Genomic DNA, 15,120 nt, shown 5'->3' on the forward strand with positions numbered 1-15,120 from the left:
CTGCTATTTTAAAGAATAATCTGTAGTATATTCTACAAACTCAATTTCATTCCCGTCTGGATCGCTAACATAGATGCGGTATTTGGTTTCGGGGGATTCGAGAAGGTAATATTCAATCTCGTGTGCCAAGAGAATATTTTTGAGTTCTTCTCCATCGTCAATGACAAAACCGACGTGGTTGAGACCGACTCCCTCATAGGGATATTGCTGGCGATCGCCTTGGGTCGCATCATTGAGGGCAATATAAACGCGGTCGTTACCAAAATGTTGCCATCGTCGACCCTCGGGAGTTATGCCTTGCGATCGAATGCGCCAATCGGGAAATAACGTCTGATAGAATTTTTGACTGGCATCCATATCTTTACAGCTTAAGTTTAAGTGTTCAAAACGGTGAAGTTGCATGGTATTTCTCCTAGATCTTTAAAATGTCGGGTAGGGAAAAATTGCTAACCCATTCCGATCGCTTATCTTTATATCGTACTCATAACGACTATGAGTTGCTAGGGGTTATGAAGTTTTGTAATTTTAGTACAATGAAGAGAGCGACCTGTTGTTAATTGCTCATTGAAATGCCCCGAGTTCGAGTTCGCCAGCACGTCAACCCCTTAAGCGATAAATATCAGATTCCTCTCATTCCCCCAGACTGGACGCAGATTTATGCCAACCTTCAACAGCCGTTACATTTAGATATTGGGTGCGCTCGGGGGCGATTCATCTTAGAAATGGCACAATTGCAACCCGATCGCAATTTTCTCGGTTTGGAAATTCGCGAACCCCTTGTCATTGCAGCGAATCGCAAGGGAGATGAATTAGAACTCAACAATTTACACTATCTTTTTGGTAACGCTAATATTTCTTTATCAGTTTTGCTCGAATCTTTACCCGATCGCGTTTTAGATTGCGTGAGTATCCAATTTCCCGATCCGTGGTTTAAAAAACGTCATGCTAAACGTCGGGTCGTGCAACCGGAATTGGTCGAAGAATTGGCGCGATCGCTTCGGGATGGTGCAACAATATTTTTACAATCGGACGTGGAAGCGATCGCTACAGAAATGCGCGAGCAATTTCAACAACATCCCCAATTCTGCCCACAGCACCGAGAAAAATGGCAAGAAAAAAATCCCTTTCCCGTCACCACGGAAAGGGAAAAAGCAACGTTTGCCAAAAATGAACCTGTTTATCGGTGCTTGTTGATCAAAGGCAATCTATCAGTTGTCAATTAATATGCCAATTAATATGCCAATTCATATTTTATGCTTCTGCCGCAACGGGTTCGGGTTCTTCTTCCTTGACCTTTTCTTTGCGATCGCTGAGTTTGAGGGTTAAATAACGAATCACTTCCTCGCTAAAACGCATCGATTTTTCGACCGGTGCCACTTGTTCTCCTGCGGACTTGTAAGTAAATAGAACATAAGTTCCATCTTGAAACCTTTGAATCGGATAAGCCAAGCGCCGCTTACCGAGGATTTGCACGGAAATATCCGTCGATCCGTAGTCTCCCAGCATTTGCTTATACTTATCAATTGTTTCTCTCGTTCGCTCTTCCCCTAAATCAGGGCGCAGAATCAGCATCATTTCGTAACTTCGGCTCATGTTGGGTTTCTCCTTGTGGACGAGAGGCTTCTTCGCAGTTGTCAAAGGCGATCGCCTGAGATTTTCGCTTTAGCTCAACAATAAAGAAGCAAGGATTTACAATCTTACTACGATCTAGAGTAGTCTGGATTATTTTAAGGGGTTAATATTTTCCCCAATCCAAATTTTACCAACTGTTTAAAATCGCGAATGTCTTGCGATCGCCTGAATTTGTTGTTTTTCCAAGATTTCTTGTCCTATGGCGCAACGTTATGTCCGAGTCAAAAATTCTCAAGGACAGACCTTTTACGGACTGCTAGACCCCGATCGCAGCATCCGAGTCCTCGATGCTCCTCCTTGGTTGGGAGGGCAGCCTACCGACTTAATGCTCGGAGGGGAGGACTATACCCTACTCGCTCCGTGCGCTCCTTCTAAAATTATTGCCGTGGGGAAAAATTATTCCGCTCATGCGGAGGAAATGGGAACTCCCGTACCAGTCGAGCCTTTACTCTTTTTAAAACCCCCGACTACCGTCCTTCCCCATCATCAACCCATTATCTATCCTTCCCAGTCCCAACGGGTTGAATATGAAGGCGAATTGGCTCTGGTAGTTGGCGATCGCTTGCGCTCTCTGTCCCCAAAAGAAGCAGAAAGTAAAATTTGGGGCTATACCATCGCCAATGACGTGACGGCACGAGATTTGCAGCGCAAGGACGGTCAATGGACGCGAGCCAAAGGTTTTGATAGTTTTTGTCCTTTGGGTCCTTGGATCGTGCGCGAATTAAGTGCAGGCGCTTCTTTACAAACCTTTGTGAATCAGGAAAGCGAACCCCGTCAGTCGGCATCAATCGAACAAATGGTTTTTCCTCCGGCTGTTTTACTGTCCTATATTTCCCAGATTATGACCTTACTACCCGGGGATATTATCTTAACGGGAACACCTCGAGGGGTAGGGGAAGTCAAAGATGGCGATCGCATTCGTATTGAAATCGAAGGGATCGGCTCTTTAGAAAATCCCGTTCAACAATTATCCCCAAGGGATGAGGATTAAACCCTGAGAAATTCCCCAGACCAAATTCCAAGCCTTCCATTTTAGTGTTTGGAACTGATAACTGATAACTGTTCACTGATAACTGTTCATTGTTCACCGAACTTGATTGTACGCTGCTTCGGAAATGACGGGTATTTCAGCATAGACTCCGCGCAAACATTGAACGATCGCATAGCCTGATACTCCCATAGCACCAATAAAAATTACAGTAGGTAAAATGTATTCTGGGAGAAAATTTCCTCCTCCACCGATCCTGCCCGTTAAAGGATTCAATAATTCTTGAGAGAACCCCAAAAACTCGAGAACGAGACTGCACAAAAAAGCTAAAATTGAGATTAAAAGGGCTTGAAGGGCATTAAAACGTAAAAAATGCGAATGCCTTGGATTTTGAACGACAAGCATATAAAGAGCGATAAATATCCCAAATTCAACGATCGCCAGTCCGCCAACGGACAAGAAATAAATCGGCATTAACAGGAACAAAGGCATAAATAATAATGCCAGAGGAGGAAAGAAGGCAAAAATTAGAACGCCAAAACGTAATGCTTCAATAACCGGAATCAGATAAGTTAAAGCCGCGAAAATTTTATCTTGTATTTTTGTCATGTCGTACCAAGTTATAATTACGATTTTATTGTGAAAAGATTAGAGGAAAAGGAAAGAAATTGCGATCGTCCACTTTCTTCTCATTTGTATTTTAGCTTTTTTGTCGTTAATGACACCAGACGCGATCGCGATCGCCGTGTCACAATTCAAGCACGGCGTAATAAATATAGAGCATATCTTCCTGAATAACTCAGGAATTACGGTTTGGGGTGGGCATAGCCCACCTAACGAAAGCTAACCGCGTTGTTGAATAATTTTTTTGATTCCTGCTTTTGCTGCTTCAATGACTTCAGGAGAAGGTGTTGTTTTTTGCCAACTGTTTCGTTGTTGTAAAGTCTCGCACCATTTTTCGACCTTGGGATATGCGGCTAAGGAAACGCCAAAGAAATATAAAGTCGGAACCGTTGTTCCCGCCACAATATCGGCTAAAGTGAAGCGATCGCCGAGAAAATACGGTTTATTTTCGTCAAGTTGCTCCTCAAAAAATTGTAAAACTGTCGCAACTTGCTTTTGGGATTTCTCTAATAGCTCGGGAGGGACTTCAAATTCTAAAGCCTTTCGCATTAAGGGAAAAGTCGGCGGAATCAGTTCATTGAGGGTCACTAATTCTACCATGCGAACTTTAGCGATACTTTCTGCATCCGTTGGCATTAATTGAGGATTGGGATATTTTGCTTCAAGATAGTCGAGAATTGCTAGAGATTCAAATACTTTGAAACCATCATCAACCAAGACAGGAATATGATGAAAGGGGTTCATTTCCAGAAATTCGGGTTTAAATTGTTCGCCTTGGTTGAGTTGGATAAAAATCTCCTCAAATTCGAGATTTTTCTCAATGAGAGCAACCCAGACACGGCGAGTATTGGAAGAAATGTGACTATTGTAGAGTTTTATCATGGTATTAACTCGAGTAGCAACTTTTGTTTATTGTAGCTTGTAAATTTAAAGCACGAGGATCGCGATCGCTTTGTGAGCAAAAATAGATAAAGTTAAATTTTATTTCACTTGCAAGTATTCATTCTCTCATTTACTGTTGTTTTAAATTTAAACTATAAATTTGTACGGGAATATTATGAAAGAAAGCATCTTTTTCGTAAGTCATGCCAATTTTCTCGACAACACGAATCGAACGAATGTTTTCAGGTTCGATAATCGCAATTAAACGCTCAAATTTAAACTGTTTTAAACCATAATCTCGCACGGCTGTTGCTGCTTCTGTTGCCAAACCATATCCCCAATATTCCCGAATAAAACGATAGCCAATTTCGATCTCTTCTCGATCGCCAATTTTTTGAACCAGTAAACCGCAAATTCCAATTAATTTTTGTTGAGCTTTATCAATAACAGCATAAAAACTAAAGCCTTGGCAATCGTAAGCTGGTAAAACGCGATCGCGCAAAAATACGTCTATTTCTTCCTGTGTTAAAATTCCTTTTAAAGAAAATCTCATCACCTCCGGATCGCCAAAAATATTGTTGAGATCGTCGCGATCGCTCAGTTGCAATTTCCGAATGATTAATCGTGATGTTTCTCCGATCGTCATAATTTCTAAAATCCAGAATTTTAATAATTGTGAGATCTCTCAAAGTTATCTTTTTCTAATTTATAAAAAATAGTTTCTTTCCCATCAATATTTTTCTGTTTTTCTCGGAACATCTCCAGCTTTTCGAGAATAGCGATGGAGCGTTGATTGGGCGCATCCGTACTGGCAAAGACTTGTGTAAAACCAAGGGTATTAAAACCATATTTTACCATTGCTTTCGCCATTTCTATTGCTAATCCTTGACCCCAACAACTATCTGATAAGCCATAGATTAATTGTATCTCGGGCGGCTCAAAAAACGGCCAGTAACCGCAAAATCCAATCAAGGGATTTTGGTCAATTTTTCTAACTCCCCATAAACCATATAAGGATTGAGATAAGGCAGTTTGATTGCGAGTTACAATTCTTCGAGTTTCATCAATTGGAATGATAAGATCGTCCCATAAATATTGCCGAACTGAAGGCTGTATCCAAATTTGATGGAGTTCCTCAGTATCTTGCTCTATAATTGGCGATAATTGCAATCGTTCTGTTTGGATTTGCATTTTTCTTGTAAGCTCTCTAAGAATTGAGAATTGCGATCGCCTTGTCACAAACTCAGGCTAAGACTTTGAGAAAAGTGAGAGTTCGATCGCATTTTAACATTAAGCATACAGTAAAATATTACTCATTATTGAATCAAATGAATAATTTTCTCGATGCAGCCCGACAAGGAAAAAATAACTGGTGGAGATACATGTTAGGAATCTTTATCACGCTATTTTCTTGGTTAATTGTTGGCGGTATTCTTTATATTATTACTCTAACTGTCGCCTTAGCAGTTTCGCTAGTGACGCGAGAAATTATAGAAGGAGAAATGCCAACTGTTACCTTAGATAGTGCCGCAGATATACAAGAAATTGTCAACCAAATTCCTCCGGCGATCGCTTATTTTCTGCAAAACATCCCTTCTGTCTTGTTCTTCTTAAGTTTATTTTTTGTTGTTTGTATCATTCATCGCAGGCATTTTTTTACACTCATTCGAGGCGATCGCAAGATTCGTTGGTGGCGTTTTTGGCAAGGCTTTGGTCTTTGGTTTATTCTTTTAAGTAGCATTAATTTTATAGTTTATTTTCTCAATCCGGGGAGTTTTGAGATTAATTTTAATCCGATATTATGGCTAGTTTTTGTTATTCCAGCATTCTTTGTTGTTATTCTGCAATCAGGTGTAGAAGAGTTGTTTTTTCGAGGATATTTATTACAAGGTATCAGGTTATTCGTTAAAAATAAAACTGTTTTAATTATCGTCACTGGAATCATTTTTGCTATTCCTCATTTTCTGAATCCAGAGATGTTGAGAAGCCCAGCCCTTTTATCTTTAACTTATTTATCATTAGGCTGGTTTTTGGGACTTATTGCAGTCAAAGATAATGGCTTAGAGTTAGCTTTGGGGCAACATGCAGCCAATAATTTTGTTATCGTCGCACTTTTTAATACAAAAGATTCTGCTTTAGTCTCCCCGGCAATTTTTCTTTCTGATTCTAGTAATCCATTAATCGGATTAATTGTATATTGGGTAGAATTTGCTATTTTCTATTATATTTTATTAGGACGCAAAAAGAAGAATATTTTACAAAATTCTCCGGAACACTTAGATTAACTCACTTTGAGAACTTGCAAAACTTCCACCGGATCGCAACCATAAATTCCCGCTCCCCAAACCGCATTTTGTTCGACAATAGCCCAGCCGCGATCGCGAATCATTCCAACATCCAAACAAGCCGATCTAGGCAATTTTATGCGCGAATCTGAGAGTAATTTTGTCACAAATTCTCTCAGTTCACTTTCCTCGCGATCGCTATATTGAAAACCTGTTTCTTTTTGTAATTCTCCATCGCGCAGATAAACAGAAAAAGTTTGTAATTCCTTCTCTAAAATAAAACAGCGAAATTCTTTTTCCCACTGAATAATTTCCGCAACAAGAACGGGAGTTTCCTGCAAAAAATCATCAGGTAACTCTGCACCAAAATAAGTCCGAGCGGGAAAACTTTTATCGTTAGGAGGTTTAATAAAAGCAGGTTTTTTAAGTGTTCTAGCTTCAGCTAAAGTTGTTAGATAAACCCAGCGTTGACGATATTCTTCGGGAAGTTGAGGCAACCAATTTAAAGGAACTTCTGGTAAGGTTATCCCGAATTTTCTGGCAATACTTTTTGCCATTAATGCTTCAAGATAAAGAATAGGATCGGGAAGAGAAAGAAAGCGATCGCTAACTCGCCAACTGCTCAGTCGTTCGACATTCCAACCCAATTGGATCGCCGCTCTCCAAAGTGCTTGGGAGTCTTCTGTAAAGCGTGGGGTTAAAATTAAAGTAGGCATTTTGTCAGTTATCAGTCACCAGTCACCAGTTATCCGTGAGATTTTGAGACTTTGATTCATTGCGATCGCTGCCTTAACTGCGATGCCATATCGTCCCGTCAGGTTTATCAACGAGAATAATTCCTTTTGCCTTTAATTCGTCGCGAATGCGATCGCTTTCAGCAAAGTTCTTGGCTTTCCTCGCTGCAGTACGTTGTGCGATAAATGCCTCAATTTCCACCTCATCGATCTCAGAGGCTTTGGTTTCCTCGGGTTGAGTTTCAATTCCCAAAACTCCCGCTAATTCAACTAAGGTTTTCCATTGTACTTCTAATTCTTCAGAAGAATTATCCGTTTTGCCTTCATGAACGAGTAAATTGCTTTCCTTACGCAACTCCTTCGCCAATTCAAAAATTACCGCCAGTCCTTCAGGGGTATTAATATCATCATCCATGACTGCTTGAAAGCGCTCTTTATACTCATTTGTAGTTGTTTGCATCTGAGACAATTTCCAGCCTAATTTTGCCCCATAACGCTCGCCAAACCGCAATCCTTCTTGGAGAGTTTGCCAGCCATTTTCTGCCGAGGCGATCGCGTCTTCGGTAAAATCTAACGGCTTGCGATAATGTGCTAAAAGAACAAACAAGCGCAACACCATCGGGTCGTAAGGATGCTCTAAAAAGTTGCGAATGGTAATAAAATTAGACAGAGATTTCGACATTTTATCACCGCCAATTTTTACCATGCCATTATGCAGCCAATACCGCGCCAATAGCTTATCCGTTGCAGCTTCTGACTGAGCGATCTCGTTTTCGTGATGAGGAAAAACCAGATCGCCTCCCCCGCTATGAATATCAATCGTTTCCCCTAAAATTGCCCGCACCATCGCCGAACATTCAATATGCCAACCGGGACGACCTTTTCCCCAAGGAGAGTCCCATGCAGGTTCTCCCGGTTTGGCCGCTTTCCAGAGGGCAAAATCAAAGGGATGTTTCTTTTTCGTCTCTTCCTTGCTTAAGCGTCCACTTGCGCCCGCTTGCATATCTTCTAACTTACGTCCGGAGAGTTTACCATAGTTAGGAAGCCGTTCGACTTGATAGTAAACATCTCCTCCTGCGGGGTAAGCATAGTCCTTATCAATCAAATCTTGAATCAATTGGTGAATCTGAGGAATATGTTCCGTGACGCGAGGATATTCATCTGCATCCAGTACATTGAGAGGGCGAATGTCGGCAAAATATTCTTGGATATAGCGATCGCTAATTTCCTGCATCGTCGTCCCGCGTTCTTTGGCACGTCGGAGGATCTTATCATCAATATCGGTAAAATTCTGCACGTAGCGCACTTTATACCCGCACCACAACAAATAACGGCGCACCGTATCCCAAACAATATACGATCGCGCATGACCCAAATGACACAAATCGTACACCGTTACGCCACAGCAATACATTTTCACCTCATTTTCGACAAGAGGGATAAAGGCTTCTTTGCGACGGGTTTGGGTGTTGTAGAGAGTTAGAGTCATAGTCGGATGGGGTAGTGCGATCGCGGAAGTCTTCCTTAAGGAACTTCCTACTTTCTCAGTCTAAGCAATAATGGGATATGCTGACTATTTTTACAATTCTTTTGCGATTTTGCGATCGCACCCAGAGAAATTATGCAAACAGTCGATCCTCAATCTAGTAACGTTCTCGGACTGGAAGCCCCCAAACAAGGCTTACCCGTTACCATTATTACCGGTTTTCTCGGGAGCGGAAAAACTACGCTTCTCAACCATATTTTAAGCAATCAAGAAGGACTGAAAACTGCGGTTCTCGTCAATGAGTTCGGAGAAATTGGCATTGATAACGAATTGATCGTCACGACGGAAGATGACACGATCGAGTTAAATAACGGTTGTATTTGCTGCACGATCAATGAAGATTTAGTCAATGCAGTTTATCGCATTCTCGAACGGGACGATAAAATTGACTATTTAGTCGTAGAAACAACGGGTTTAGCAGATCCGCTTCCGGTTGCACTGACCTTTTTAGGGACAGAATTACGAGATATGACTCGTCTCGATTCTATTGTGACGATGGTGGACTGTGCGAATTACAGTTTAGATCTGTTTAATAGCGAGGCTGCTTACAGTCAAATTGCTTATGGTGATGTCATTTTACTCAACAAAGTCGATCTCGTTGATGAGGGGGATGTGGATCTATTAGAGGTTAGAATTCGCGATATTAAAAGTGATGCAAGAATTATTCGAACCAGTAATTCTGAAGTTCCGCTTCCTTTAGTTTTGAGTGTAGGTTTATTTGAGTCGGATAAGTACTTCGAGAAAACAGAATCCGAACACGACCATCACGAACATTCCCACGACCATCACGACCATTCCCACGATCATCACGACCATCACGAACATTCCCACGACCATCACGAACATTCCCACGACCATCACGAACATTCTCATCACTTAGAAAATGATGGTTTTACTTCCATTTCTTTCCAAAGCGATAAACCAATGTCAGTTCGCAAATTCCAGCAGTTTTTAGACTATCATTTAACGCCCAATATTTTCCGTGCTAAAGGGATTCTCTGGTTTGAAGAAAGTCCCGATCGCCATATTTTTCATCTCAGTGGCAAGCGCTTCTCAATTGAGGATGACGAATGGGGCGATCGCGAACAAAAAACGCAATTAGTCTTCATCGGTCAGGATCTAGAACATGAAAAAATCCTGCAACAATTAGGAGAATGCGTCGCTTAAAAATAGGGTGGGCAATGCCCACCTAAATTACGCTCGTGTCAACTTTAAAATGACTCAATTACCGACTGGTTAACTATAAAATAAAGCTGAGATCGCTAAACTTTTATTTTCAATCAATTTATGCGCGTTATCATTCAGCGAGTCCGCTCTTCTCAAGTCGCTATCGATGGCGAAATTGTCGGTCAAATTGGACGAGGACTTAATTTATTAGTGGGAATTGCTCCCACAGATACAGAAAAGGAACTGGATTGGATGGCGGGAAAATGTTTGCAATTGCGATTGTTTCCCAACCCAGAAAATAGAGAAGGAAAATGGGATAATTCTATTCAAGAAATCGGCGGAGAAATTTTAGTCATCAGTCAATTTACTCTCTATGGAAACTGTCGTAAAGGTCGCCGTCCTTCCTTTAGTCAATCTGCCTCTCCAGATATTGCTGAAAAGCTCTACGATCGCTTTGTGGAAAAACTTCGCCAAAGCAACCTCAAAATTGCAACAGGACGCTTTGGTGCAATGATGCAAGTCAGCATTGAAAATGATGGCCCTGTCACATTATTGTTGGAGAAAGAAGCTTAAACAATTCTTCTCATTGAGCAATTTATCATCCTCAATCTATAGTCGTATTGATTTTGGGCATCTTTCAGGGCATGATACAGAAAAATAATGGTTTGTTTCAGAAGATATGGCGATCGCGATCGACTTTGGCACCAGCAACACGGTAATTACCCGGTGGAATGCCGCCAAACAACAAGCAGAAACCCTAAAATTTCCCGCTCTCTCCCAACAACTCGGCAAAAATCCTCCCCTCATCCCCAGCTTAGTGTACGTGGAAGATGCGATCGCAGAAAACATTCCGATCGGCCAGCAGGTGCGCGATCGCGGTTTGGATCTCGTCAGCGATCCCCGCTTTTTTCGCAACTTTAAACGCGGGATCGGGACAGACATTCAAGGTTTTTTACCCACTCTCGATGGCAAAATTATTACCTTTGAACAGGTCGGAACGTGGTTTTTAAAAACCCTTTTGCAACAGATCGACGCAGCAGAAGAACTCGACTCTCTCATCTTAACGGTTCCTGTTGATAGTTTTGAGTCCTATCGCAACTGGTTAACCCATATTTGTCAATCTTTAAATGCCGATCGAGTTCGCATTCTCGACGAACCTACTGCCGCCGCATTAGGATACGGTACGGAAACGGACGATATTTTGTTAGTGGTGGATTTTGGCGGCGGAACTCTCGATCTCTCCCTCGTACAATTAAATTTAGGTAACAATAAAAACTCGCAGAAGCCAATGGGATTTATTCTCAAATGGGGAGATAAATTATTAGGAGAAAATGCTAATCAAAAAGTAAAAACCGCACGAGTTTTAGCTAAGGCAGGAGAGAATTTGGGCGGCTCAGATATTGATAATTGGTTGATCGATTATTTCATTCAAGAACAAGGTTTACCCAAATCTGCCTTAACCCTTCGTTTGGCCGAACGAGTCAAAATCAAACTTTCCTCTCAACTCGAAGCCAGTGAAGTTTACTTTAATGATGAAACCTTAGAAAGTTACGAACTGAAACTCGATCGCGATCGCTTGCAAACGATCCTTGCAGAACGCAACTTTTTCCCAAAACTCGACGAAATGATGGCAGGAATTCTACAACAAGGACGCTTGCAAGGGATTGAAAAAAATAATATTGATGCCGTTCTTCTCGTGGGTGGAACCACACAAATCCCTGCGATTCAAGACTGGATTGCCAATTATTTTCCCCTCGAGAAAATCAAAAGCGATCGCCCCTTTGACGCGATCGCGACGGGGGCATTGCAACTATCCCGAGGATTTGAACTGAAAGACTTTCTCTACCACAGCTACGGTATCCGCTACTGGAATCGTCGCAATAAGTGCCATGACTGGCATTCCATTATCCCTGCCGGACAGCCTTATCCCACCCCAGAACCCGTCGAATTGCTCCTTGGGGCATCTGCCGACAATCAACCCAATATCGAACTCATTATCGGCGAATTGGGAGAAGAAAACACCAGTACTGAAGTTTACTTTGATGGCGATCGCCTCATCACTCGAACCCTTGATGCGGCAGGGGAACAAACCGTCAAACCCCTCAACGATCGCCCCGGGGCAAGAACTATCGCCGAATTGTCCCCTGCGGGCTACCCGGGAAGCGATCGTATAAAGATACAATTTACGGTTGACGAACAACGCCTCTTACGCATTACCGTAGAAGATCTATTAAGCGATCGTATTTTGTTAGAAAATCGTGTTGTTGTGCAGTTAAGTTAAAAAAATTTGATTACAATTGGGTAAAGTAATCATAAGTCGATCCGGACTTCCGAATCGGTTCAAGGGTCTAGACCGTCCTACAACTTGAGGACGCTTGCCAAACTGGCAGGTTGGGAAGTGAGTGTTTTGAGACCTTTGCTATGGTAAAACCATTTCAACTCCGATGGAACGCGATTTTGATACAGCAAGACGATTGCAATTCAGGCAATCCTCGGTCAAATCGTAAAACGTAGAAGTCCACCGCCTCGGTTATCCCATATCATCACCCAGTCCACCCGTCCATGAAAGAAATACCCCAATTGTCTTCTCGTCTGCAGCATTGGTTCGCAAATGGCACCTTTGTCACTTTGGCTGTTACTTCTGCAGTTGCTCTTTCTCTCGTTCCTCCCGCACAAGCGAGCTTGGAAAACAGCCCCAAAGCTATTGTTGATGAAGTGTGGCAAATTGTGAATAACGAATTTGTCGGGGGCGACTTCGATCGCGAAGAATGGCAGGTCACTCGCCAAGACTTACTCGAACGGGAGTATACTTCTCACGACGAGGCTTATCGAGCAATTCGTGAGGCTTTGCGCGATTTAGGCGACCCCTACACTCGCTTTCTCGATCCCAAAGAATTTGCCGATTTGACCACTCAAACAACAGGAGAACTATCGGGAATCGGCGTGCGCTTGAAAATTGACACGGCTGGAAGCGCCCTCACTATTGTTGAGCTATTGGGGAATTCACCTGCCGAAGAAGCTGGCATTCAAGAAGGCGATCGCATTCTGCGTATCGATAGTCAAACTACGGCTTTGATGAATACCGAACAAGCAGCCGAACTCTTGCGCGGAGAAGAAGGAAGCGATGTAACATTGCAACTGACGCGCCCCAATAAAGGCTTGTTTGAAATTACCCTCACTCGCGCCCCCGTGGAAGTTCCCGTTCTGCATTACAGCCTACAAGAAGAAAATGGGATGCGCGTGGGCTATTTGTACCTCGAGGAATTTAGTTCTCACGCCGCCGAACAAATGCAACGGGCGATCGCGAAACTACAAGAACAGAATGTAGACGGGTTCGTTTTGGACTTGCGGGGTAATCCGGGAGGGTTGTTATTTTCCAGCGTTGATATTGCGCGGATGTGGATGGAAACTGGGGCGATCGTGAAAACCATAGACCGATCGGGAGGCGATCGCGAATATGCAGCCGATCGCACTTCTTTAACCGAGTTGCCTTTGGTGGTCTTAGTGGATGGCTATTCTGCCAGTGCTAGTGAGATTCTTGCCGGTGCGTTAAAAGATAACGGACGGGCGACATTAGTAGGAAGTCAGACCTATGGCAAAGGAACAGTGCAATCGGTTCACTCTCTCTCAGATGAGTCAGGCTTAGCCGTTACGATTTCTCGTTACTATCCTCCTAGCGGTATTAACATCAATCATAATGGTATTGCGCCTGATGTTGAAGTCAGATTAACGCGAGAACAACAACGACTTTTACGCAGCAATCCGACGGTGCGAGGAAGCCAAAAGGATCCTCATTATAGTCGTGCTTTGAATGTTTTACAGGAACGTTTTGCCCAACAAGAGTCCCCGGTTACACCGCCTGCACCGATTAGCATTCGTCAACTCATTGAAGATGTGGCGGAATAGCTATTAGTTGTTAGTTGACCTCTTTAATTCCCTTTTTAGTAAAAGGAAATTAAAGGGGTTTTGAGTCGTGCGATATTCAAATCTCCTAACTTAAGCTGAAGAAACTGATAACCGATAACTGATAACTGATAACTGATAACTAAAATCCCCGATCGCGCCAAAAATGCAAGCCGCTATAAAGTTGAAAGGCGGGATCCCAAAGACTGGGTTTGCGTCGTTCGAGATCGATGCGAGATTCCATGCGATTGAGGGTTTCGCGAAAATCGATCGCCGTCTCGGCAAAAATTGTAAAATTATTTCGAACGGGGCGATCGGCTAAGGTTTCATTGAGAAATTCTGTCAGATAGTCCCAATTTTTACTCGCAGTTTCCTGTTCTCCGAGGGAGAGAGAAGGAGGTTTGTTTGTCAAGGTCATTCCTTGTTGAAATTGATAGGTGCGATCGCAAAAGCGGAGAATGCAGTTTCGACGAGGTAAGTGTAGATCGCAGAAAGGCACGCTATCTTGTTTTTGGGTTTTGCGCTTTAAGTTTCTCCTGACATCCAAGACCACCACCGACTCAAATAAAGGAATCCGTCCGGTGATACGTTGAGTAACCTCTTCCCAGTCAAAACTAAATCCTCCTTCTTGTCCGGTCTTATTTTTGCAGCGCACTTTAACTGGGGGTTTGAGGGTTTTAAAATAATGCACCTCAAACACCTCGATCGCGTCAATTTTCTGCAAAGGCTGACAAAAGCTGGGAATATTGGCCTGTTGGAGGCGAGAAACATAATAATTGAGTTCTCCTATTTTTCCCGGACGATACAACCGCCATCCTCGCGCGGGCAAGCGCAACCGGGCGGTGTAAGCGTCCATATTCATAATTTCACCAAAGGCTTTCGCCGCAGCGAGTTTGGCTTCTGCGGCGATCGGTTCGAGAATTAACACCCCTAATTCTTCCCCACCGGTATTGGTCAGTGCATCGGCGATCGCTTGTTCTTTTTGCGATCGTGCGGCTGCTTCGAGGCGAGAAATTCCCTGACGAATTTGTCCGATAAGTTTGGGGTTTGTGGTACGAGGTAAAAGATAGAGATAAATTTTTTCCGCTTCTTCTCGCTTCCCGAGTCCTTCCTTAATGCGACCGGCATAAAATCGCACCCAAGGGTTCTGAGAGTCCGTTGCAATCAGAGGTTTTAATAATTTAGCTGCCATGCGGTAATCTTGCCGCTTAATGGCTTCGGCAACGCGATCGAGCATGATTGAGAGAAAGTGTTTTTGGACTGGCGATCGATTTAATAATTAGATTGTACCGTTTTCATCGTATCGAGAGAGGAAAAACCAAAGCGATCGCAAAAATCAGATTACAATACGAGTCTTAA

At 42.8% G+C, this 15,120-nt stretch carries 17 protein-coding genes; 8 read left to right on the plus strand and 9 right to left on the minus strand.

Annotated elements, in window-relative coordinates:
• Nucleotides 1-3 precede the first annotated feature (3 nt).
• A complete protein-coding gene (locus AC6RV6_RS03860) occupies nucleotides 4-402 on the minus strand; it encodes a VOC family protein (RefSeq protein ID WP_500239036.1) in 399 nt (132 codons plus the stop codon).
• A 167-nt stretch (nucleotides 403-569) separates the two neighbouring features.
• On the opposite strand from AC6RV6_RS03860, the gene trmB reads away from it, so the two are divergent.
• Nucleotides 570-1,223 (plus strand): tRNA (guanosine(46)-N7)-methyltransferase TrmB, encoded by a 654-nt coding sequence (gene trmB, locus AC6RV6_RS03865; protein WP_500239041.1) that lies wholly within the window; start codon nucleotides 570-572, stop codon nucleotides 1,221-1,223.
• A gap of 28 nt (nucleotides 1,224-1,251) precedes the next feature.
• On the opposite strand, the gene rpsF is transcribed toward trmB, so the two are convergent.
• A complete protein-coding gene (rpsF, locus tag AC6RV6_RS03870) occupies nucleotides 1,252-1,593 on the minus strand; it encodes a 30S ribosomal protein S6 (RefSeq protein WP_500239045.1) in 342 nt (113 codons plus the stop codon).
• Nucleotides 1,594-1,831: 238 nt separating this feature from the next.
• Here rpsF and AC6RV6_RS03875 point away from each other — a divergent pair, with 238 nt between their 5' ends.
• A complete protein-coding gene (locus AC6RV6_RS03875; RefSeq protein WP_500239049.1) occupies nucleotides 1,832-2,623 on the plus strand; it encodes a fumarylacetoacetate hydrolase family protein in 792 nt (263 codons plus the stop codon).
• A 93-nt stretch (nucleotides 2,624-2,716) separates the two neighbouring features.
• Here the strand turns inward: AC6RV6_RS03875 and AC6RV6_RS03880 are convergent, their stop codons facing one another.
• Entirely contained in the window at nucleotides 2,717-3,229 is a 513-nt protein-coding gene (locus tag AC6RV6_RS03880) for a Tic20 family protein (protein ID WP_500239052.1), read from the minus strand.
• 30 nt (nucleotides 3,230-3,259) lie between these two features.
• Here AC6RV6_RS03880 and AC6RV6_RS03885 point away from each other — a divergent pair, with 30 nt between their 5' ends.
• The gene (locus AC6RV6_RS03885; RefSeq protein WP_500239056.1) at nucleotides 3,260-3,418 is read left to right on the plus strand and encodes a hypothetical protein; all 159 of its coding nucleotides are present in this window, start codon (nucleotides 3,260-3,262) and stop codon (nucleotides 3,416-3,418) included.
• Between the two features lie 45 nt (nucleotides 3,419-3,463).
• Here AC6RV6_RS03885 and AC6RV6_RS03890 read toward each other — a convergent pair whose 3' ends face one another.
• From AC6RV6_RS03890 to AC6RV6_RS03900, 3 genes are all read right to left on the minus strand, one after another.
• Nucleotides 3,464-4,126 carry a glutathione S-transferase family protein gene (locus AC6RV6_RS03890; RefSeq protein ID WP_500239060.1) on the minus strand — a complete coding sequence of 221 codons (663 nt, stop codon included), beginning with the start codon at nucleotides 4,124-4,126 and terminating at the stop codon, nucleotides 3,464-3,466.
• A gap of 130 nt (nucleotides 4,127-4,256) precedes the next feature.
• The gene (locus AC6RV6_RS03895; RefSeq protein ID WP_500239061.1) at nucleotides 4,257-4,772 is read right to left on the minus strand and encodes a GNAT family N-acetyltransferase; all 516 of its coding nucleotides are present in this window, start codon (nucleotides 4,770-4,772) and stop codon (nucleotides 4,257-4,259) included.
• Nucleotides 4,773-4,792: 20 nt separating this feature from the next.
• Nucleotides 4,793-5,317, minus strand: a complete 525-nt coding sequence (locus tag AC6RV6_RS03900; protein ID WP_500239063.1) for a GNAT family N-acetyltransferase — start codon at nucleotides 5,315-5,317, stop codon at nucleotides 4,793-4,795.
• Between the two features lie 137 nt (nucleotides 5,318-5,454).
• On the opposite strand from AC6RV6_RS03900, the gene AC6RV6_RS03905 reads away from it, so the two are divergent.
• Nucleotides 5,455-6,411, plus strand: a complete 957-nt coding sequence (locus AC6RV6_RS03905; RefSeq protein WP_500239065.1) for a CPBP family intramembrane glutamic endopeptidase — start codon at nucleotides 5,455-5,457, stop codon at nucleotides 6,409-6,411.
• On the opposite strand, the gene AC6RV6_RS03910 is transcribed toward AC6RV6_RS03905, so the two are convergent.
• Together AC6RV6_RS03910 and cysS are read right to left on the minus strand one after the other, a co-directional pair.
• Nucleotides 6,408-7,127 (minus strand): ATP-grasp domain-containing protein, encoded by a 720-nt coding sequence (locus tag AC6RV6_RS03910; protein WP_500239067.1) that lies wholly within the window; start codon nucleotides 7,125-7,127, stop codon nucleotides 6,408-6,410. The genes AC6RV6_RS03905 and AC6RV6_RS03910 overlap by 4 nt on opposite strands.
• 73 nt (nucleotides 7,128-7,200) lie before the next feature.
• Nucleotides 7,201-8,634, minus strand: a complete 1,434-nt coding sequence (cysS, locus tag AC6RV6_RS03915; protein WP_500239070.1) for a cysteine--tRNA ligase — start codon at nucleotides 8,632-8,634, stop codon at nucleotides 7,201-7,203.
• Between the two features lie 132 nt (nucleotides 8,635-8,766).
• On the opposite strand from cysS, the gene AC6RV6_RS03920 reads away from it, so the two are divergent.
• The 4 genes from AC6RV6_RS03920 (at nucleotide 8,767) to ctpB (ending at nucleotide 13,764) form a co-directional block, all read left to right on the plus strand.
• Nucleotides 8,767-9,858, plus strand: coding sequence for a CobW family GTP-binding protein (locus AC6RV6_RS03920; RefSeq protein WP_500239073.1), 1,092 nt, complete (start codon nucleotides 8,767-8,769; stop codon nucleotides 9,856-9,858).
• A 120-nt stretch (nucleotides 9,859-9,978) separates the two neighbouring features.
• Entirely contained in the window at nucleotides 9,979-10,431 is a 453-nt protein-coding gene (dtd, locus tag AC6RV6_RS03925; RefSeq protein ID WP_500239076.1) for a D-aminoacyl-tRNA deacylase, read from the plus strand.
• A gap of 106 nt (nucleotides 10,432-10,537) precedes the next feature.
• The gene (locus AC6RV6_RS03930) at nucleotides 10,538-12,139 is read left to right on the plus strand and encodes an Hsp70 family protein (RefSeq protein WP_500239080.1); all 1,602 of its coding nucleotides are present in this window, start codon (nucleotides 10,538-10,540) and stop codon (nucleotides 12,137-12,139) included.
• Nucleotides 12,140-12,420: 281 nt separating this feature from the next.
• Entirely contained in the window at nucleotides 12,421-13,764 is a 1,344-nt protein-coding gene (gene ctpB / locus AC6RV6_RS03935) for a carboxyl-terminal processing protease CtpB (RefSeq protein ID WP_500239083.1), read from the plus strand.
• A 139-nt stretch (nucleotides 13,765-13,903) separates the two neighbouring features.
• On the opposite strand, the gene AC6RV6_RS03940 is transcribed toward ctpB, so the two are convergent.
• Nucleotides 13,904-14,998, minus strand: a complete 1,095-nt coding sequence (locus AC6RV6_RS03940) for a tetratricopeptide repeat protein (RefSeq protein WP_500239086.1) — start codon at nucleotides 14,996-14,998, stop codon at nucleotides 13,904-13,906.
• Between the last annotated feature and the right edge of the window lie 122 nt (nucleotides 14,999-15,120).

The sequence above is a fragment of the Spirulina sp. LEGE 11439 genome (assembly GCF_059821285.1).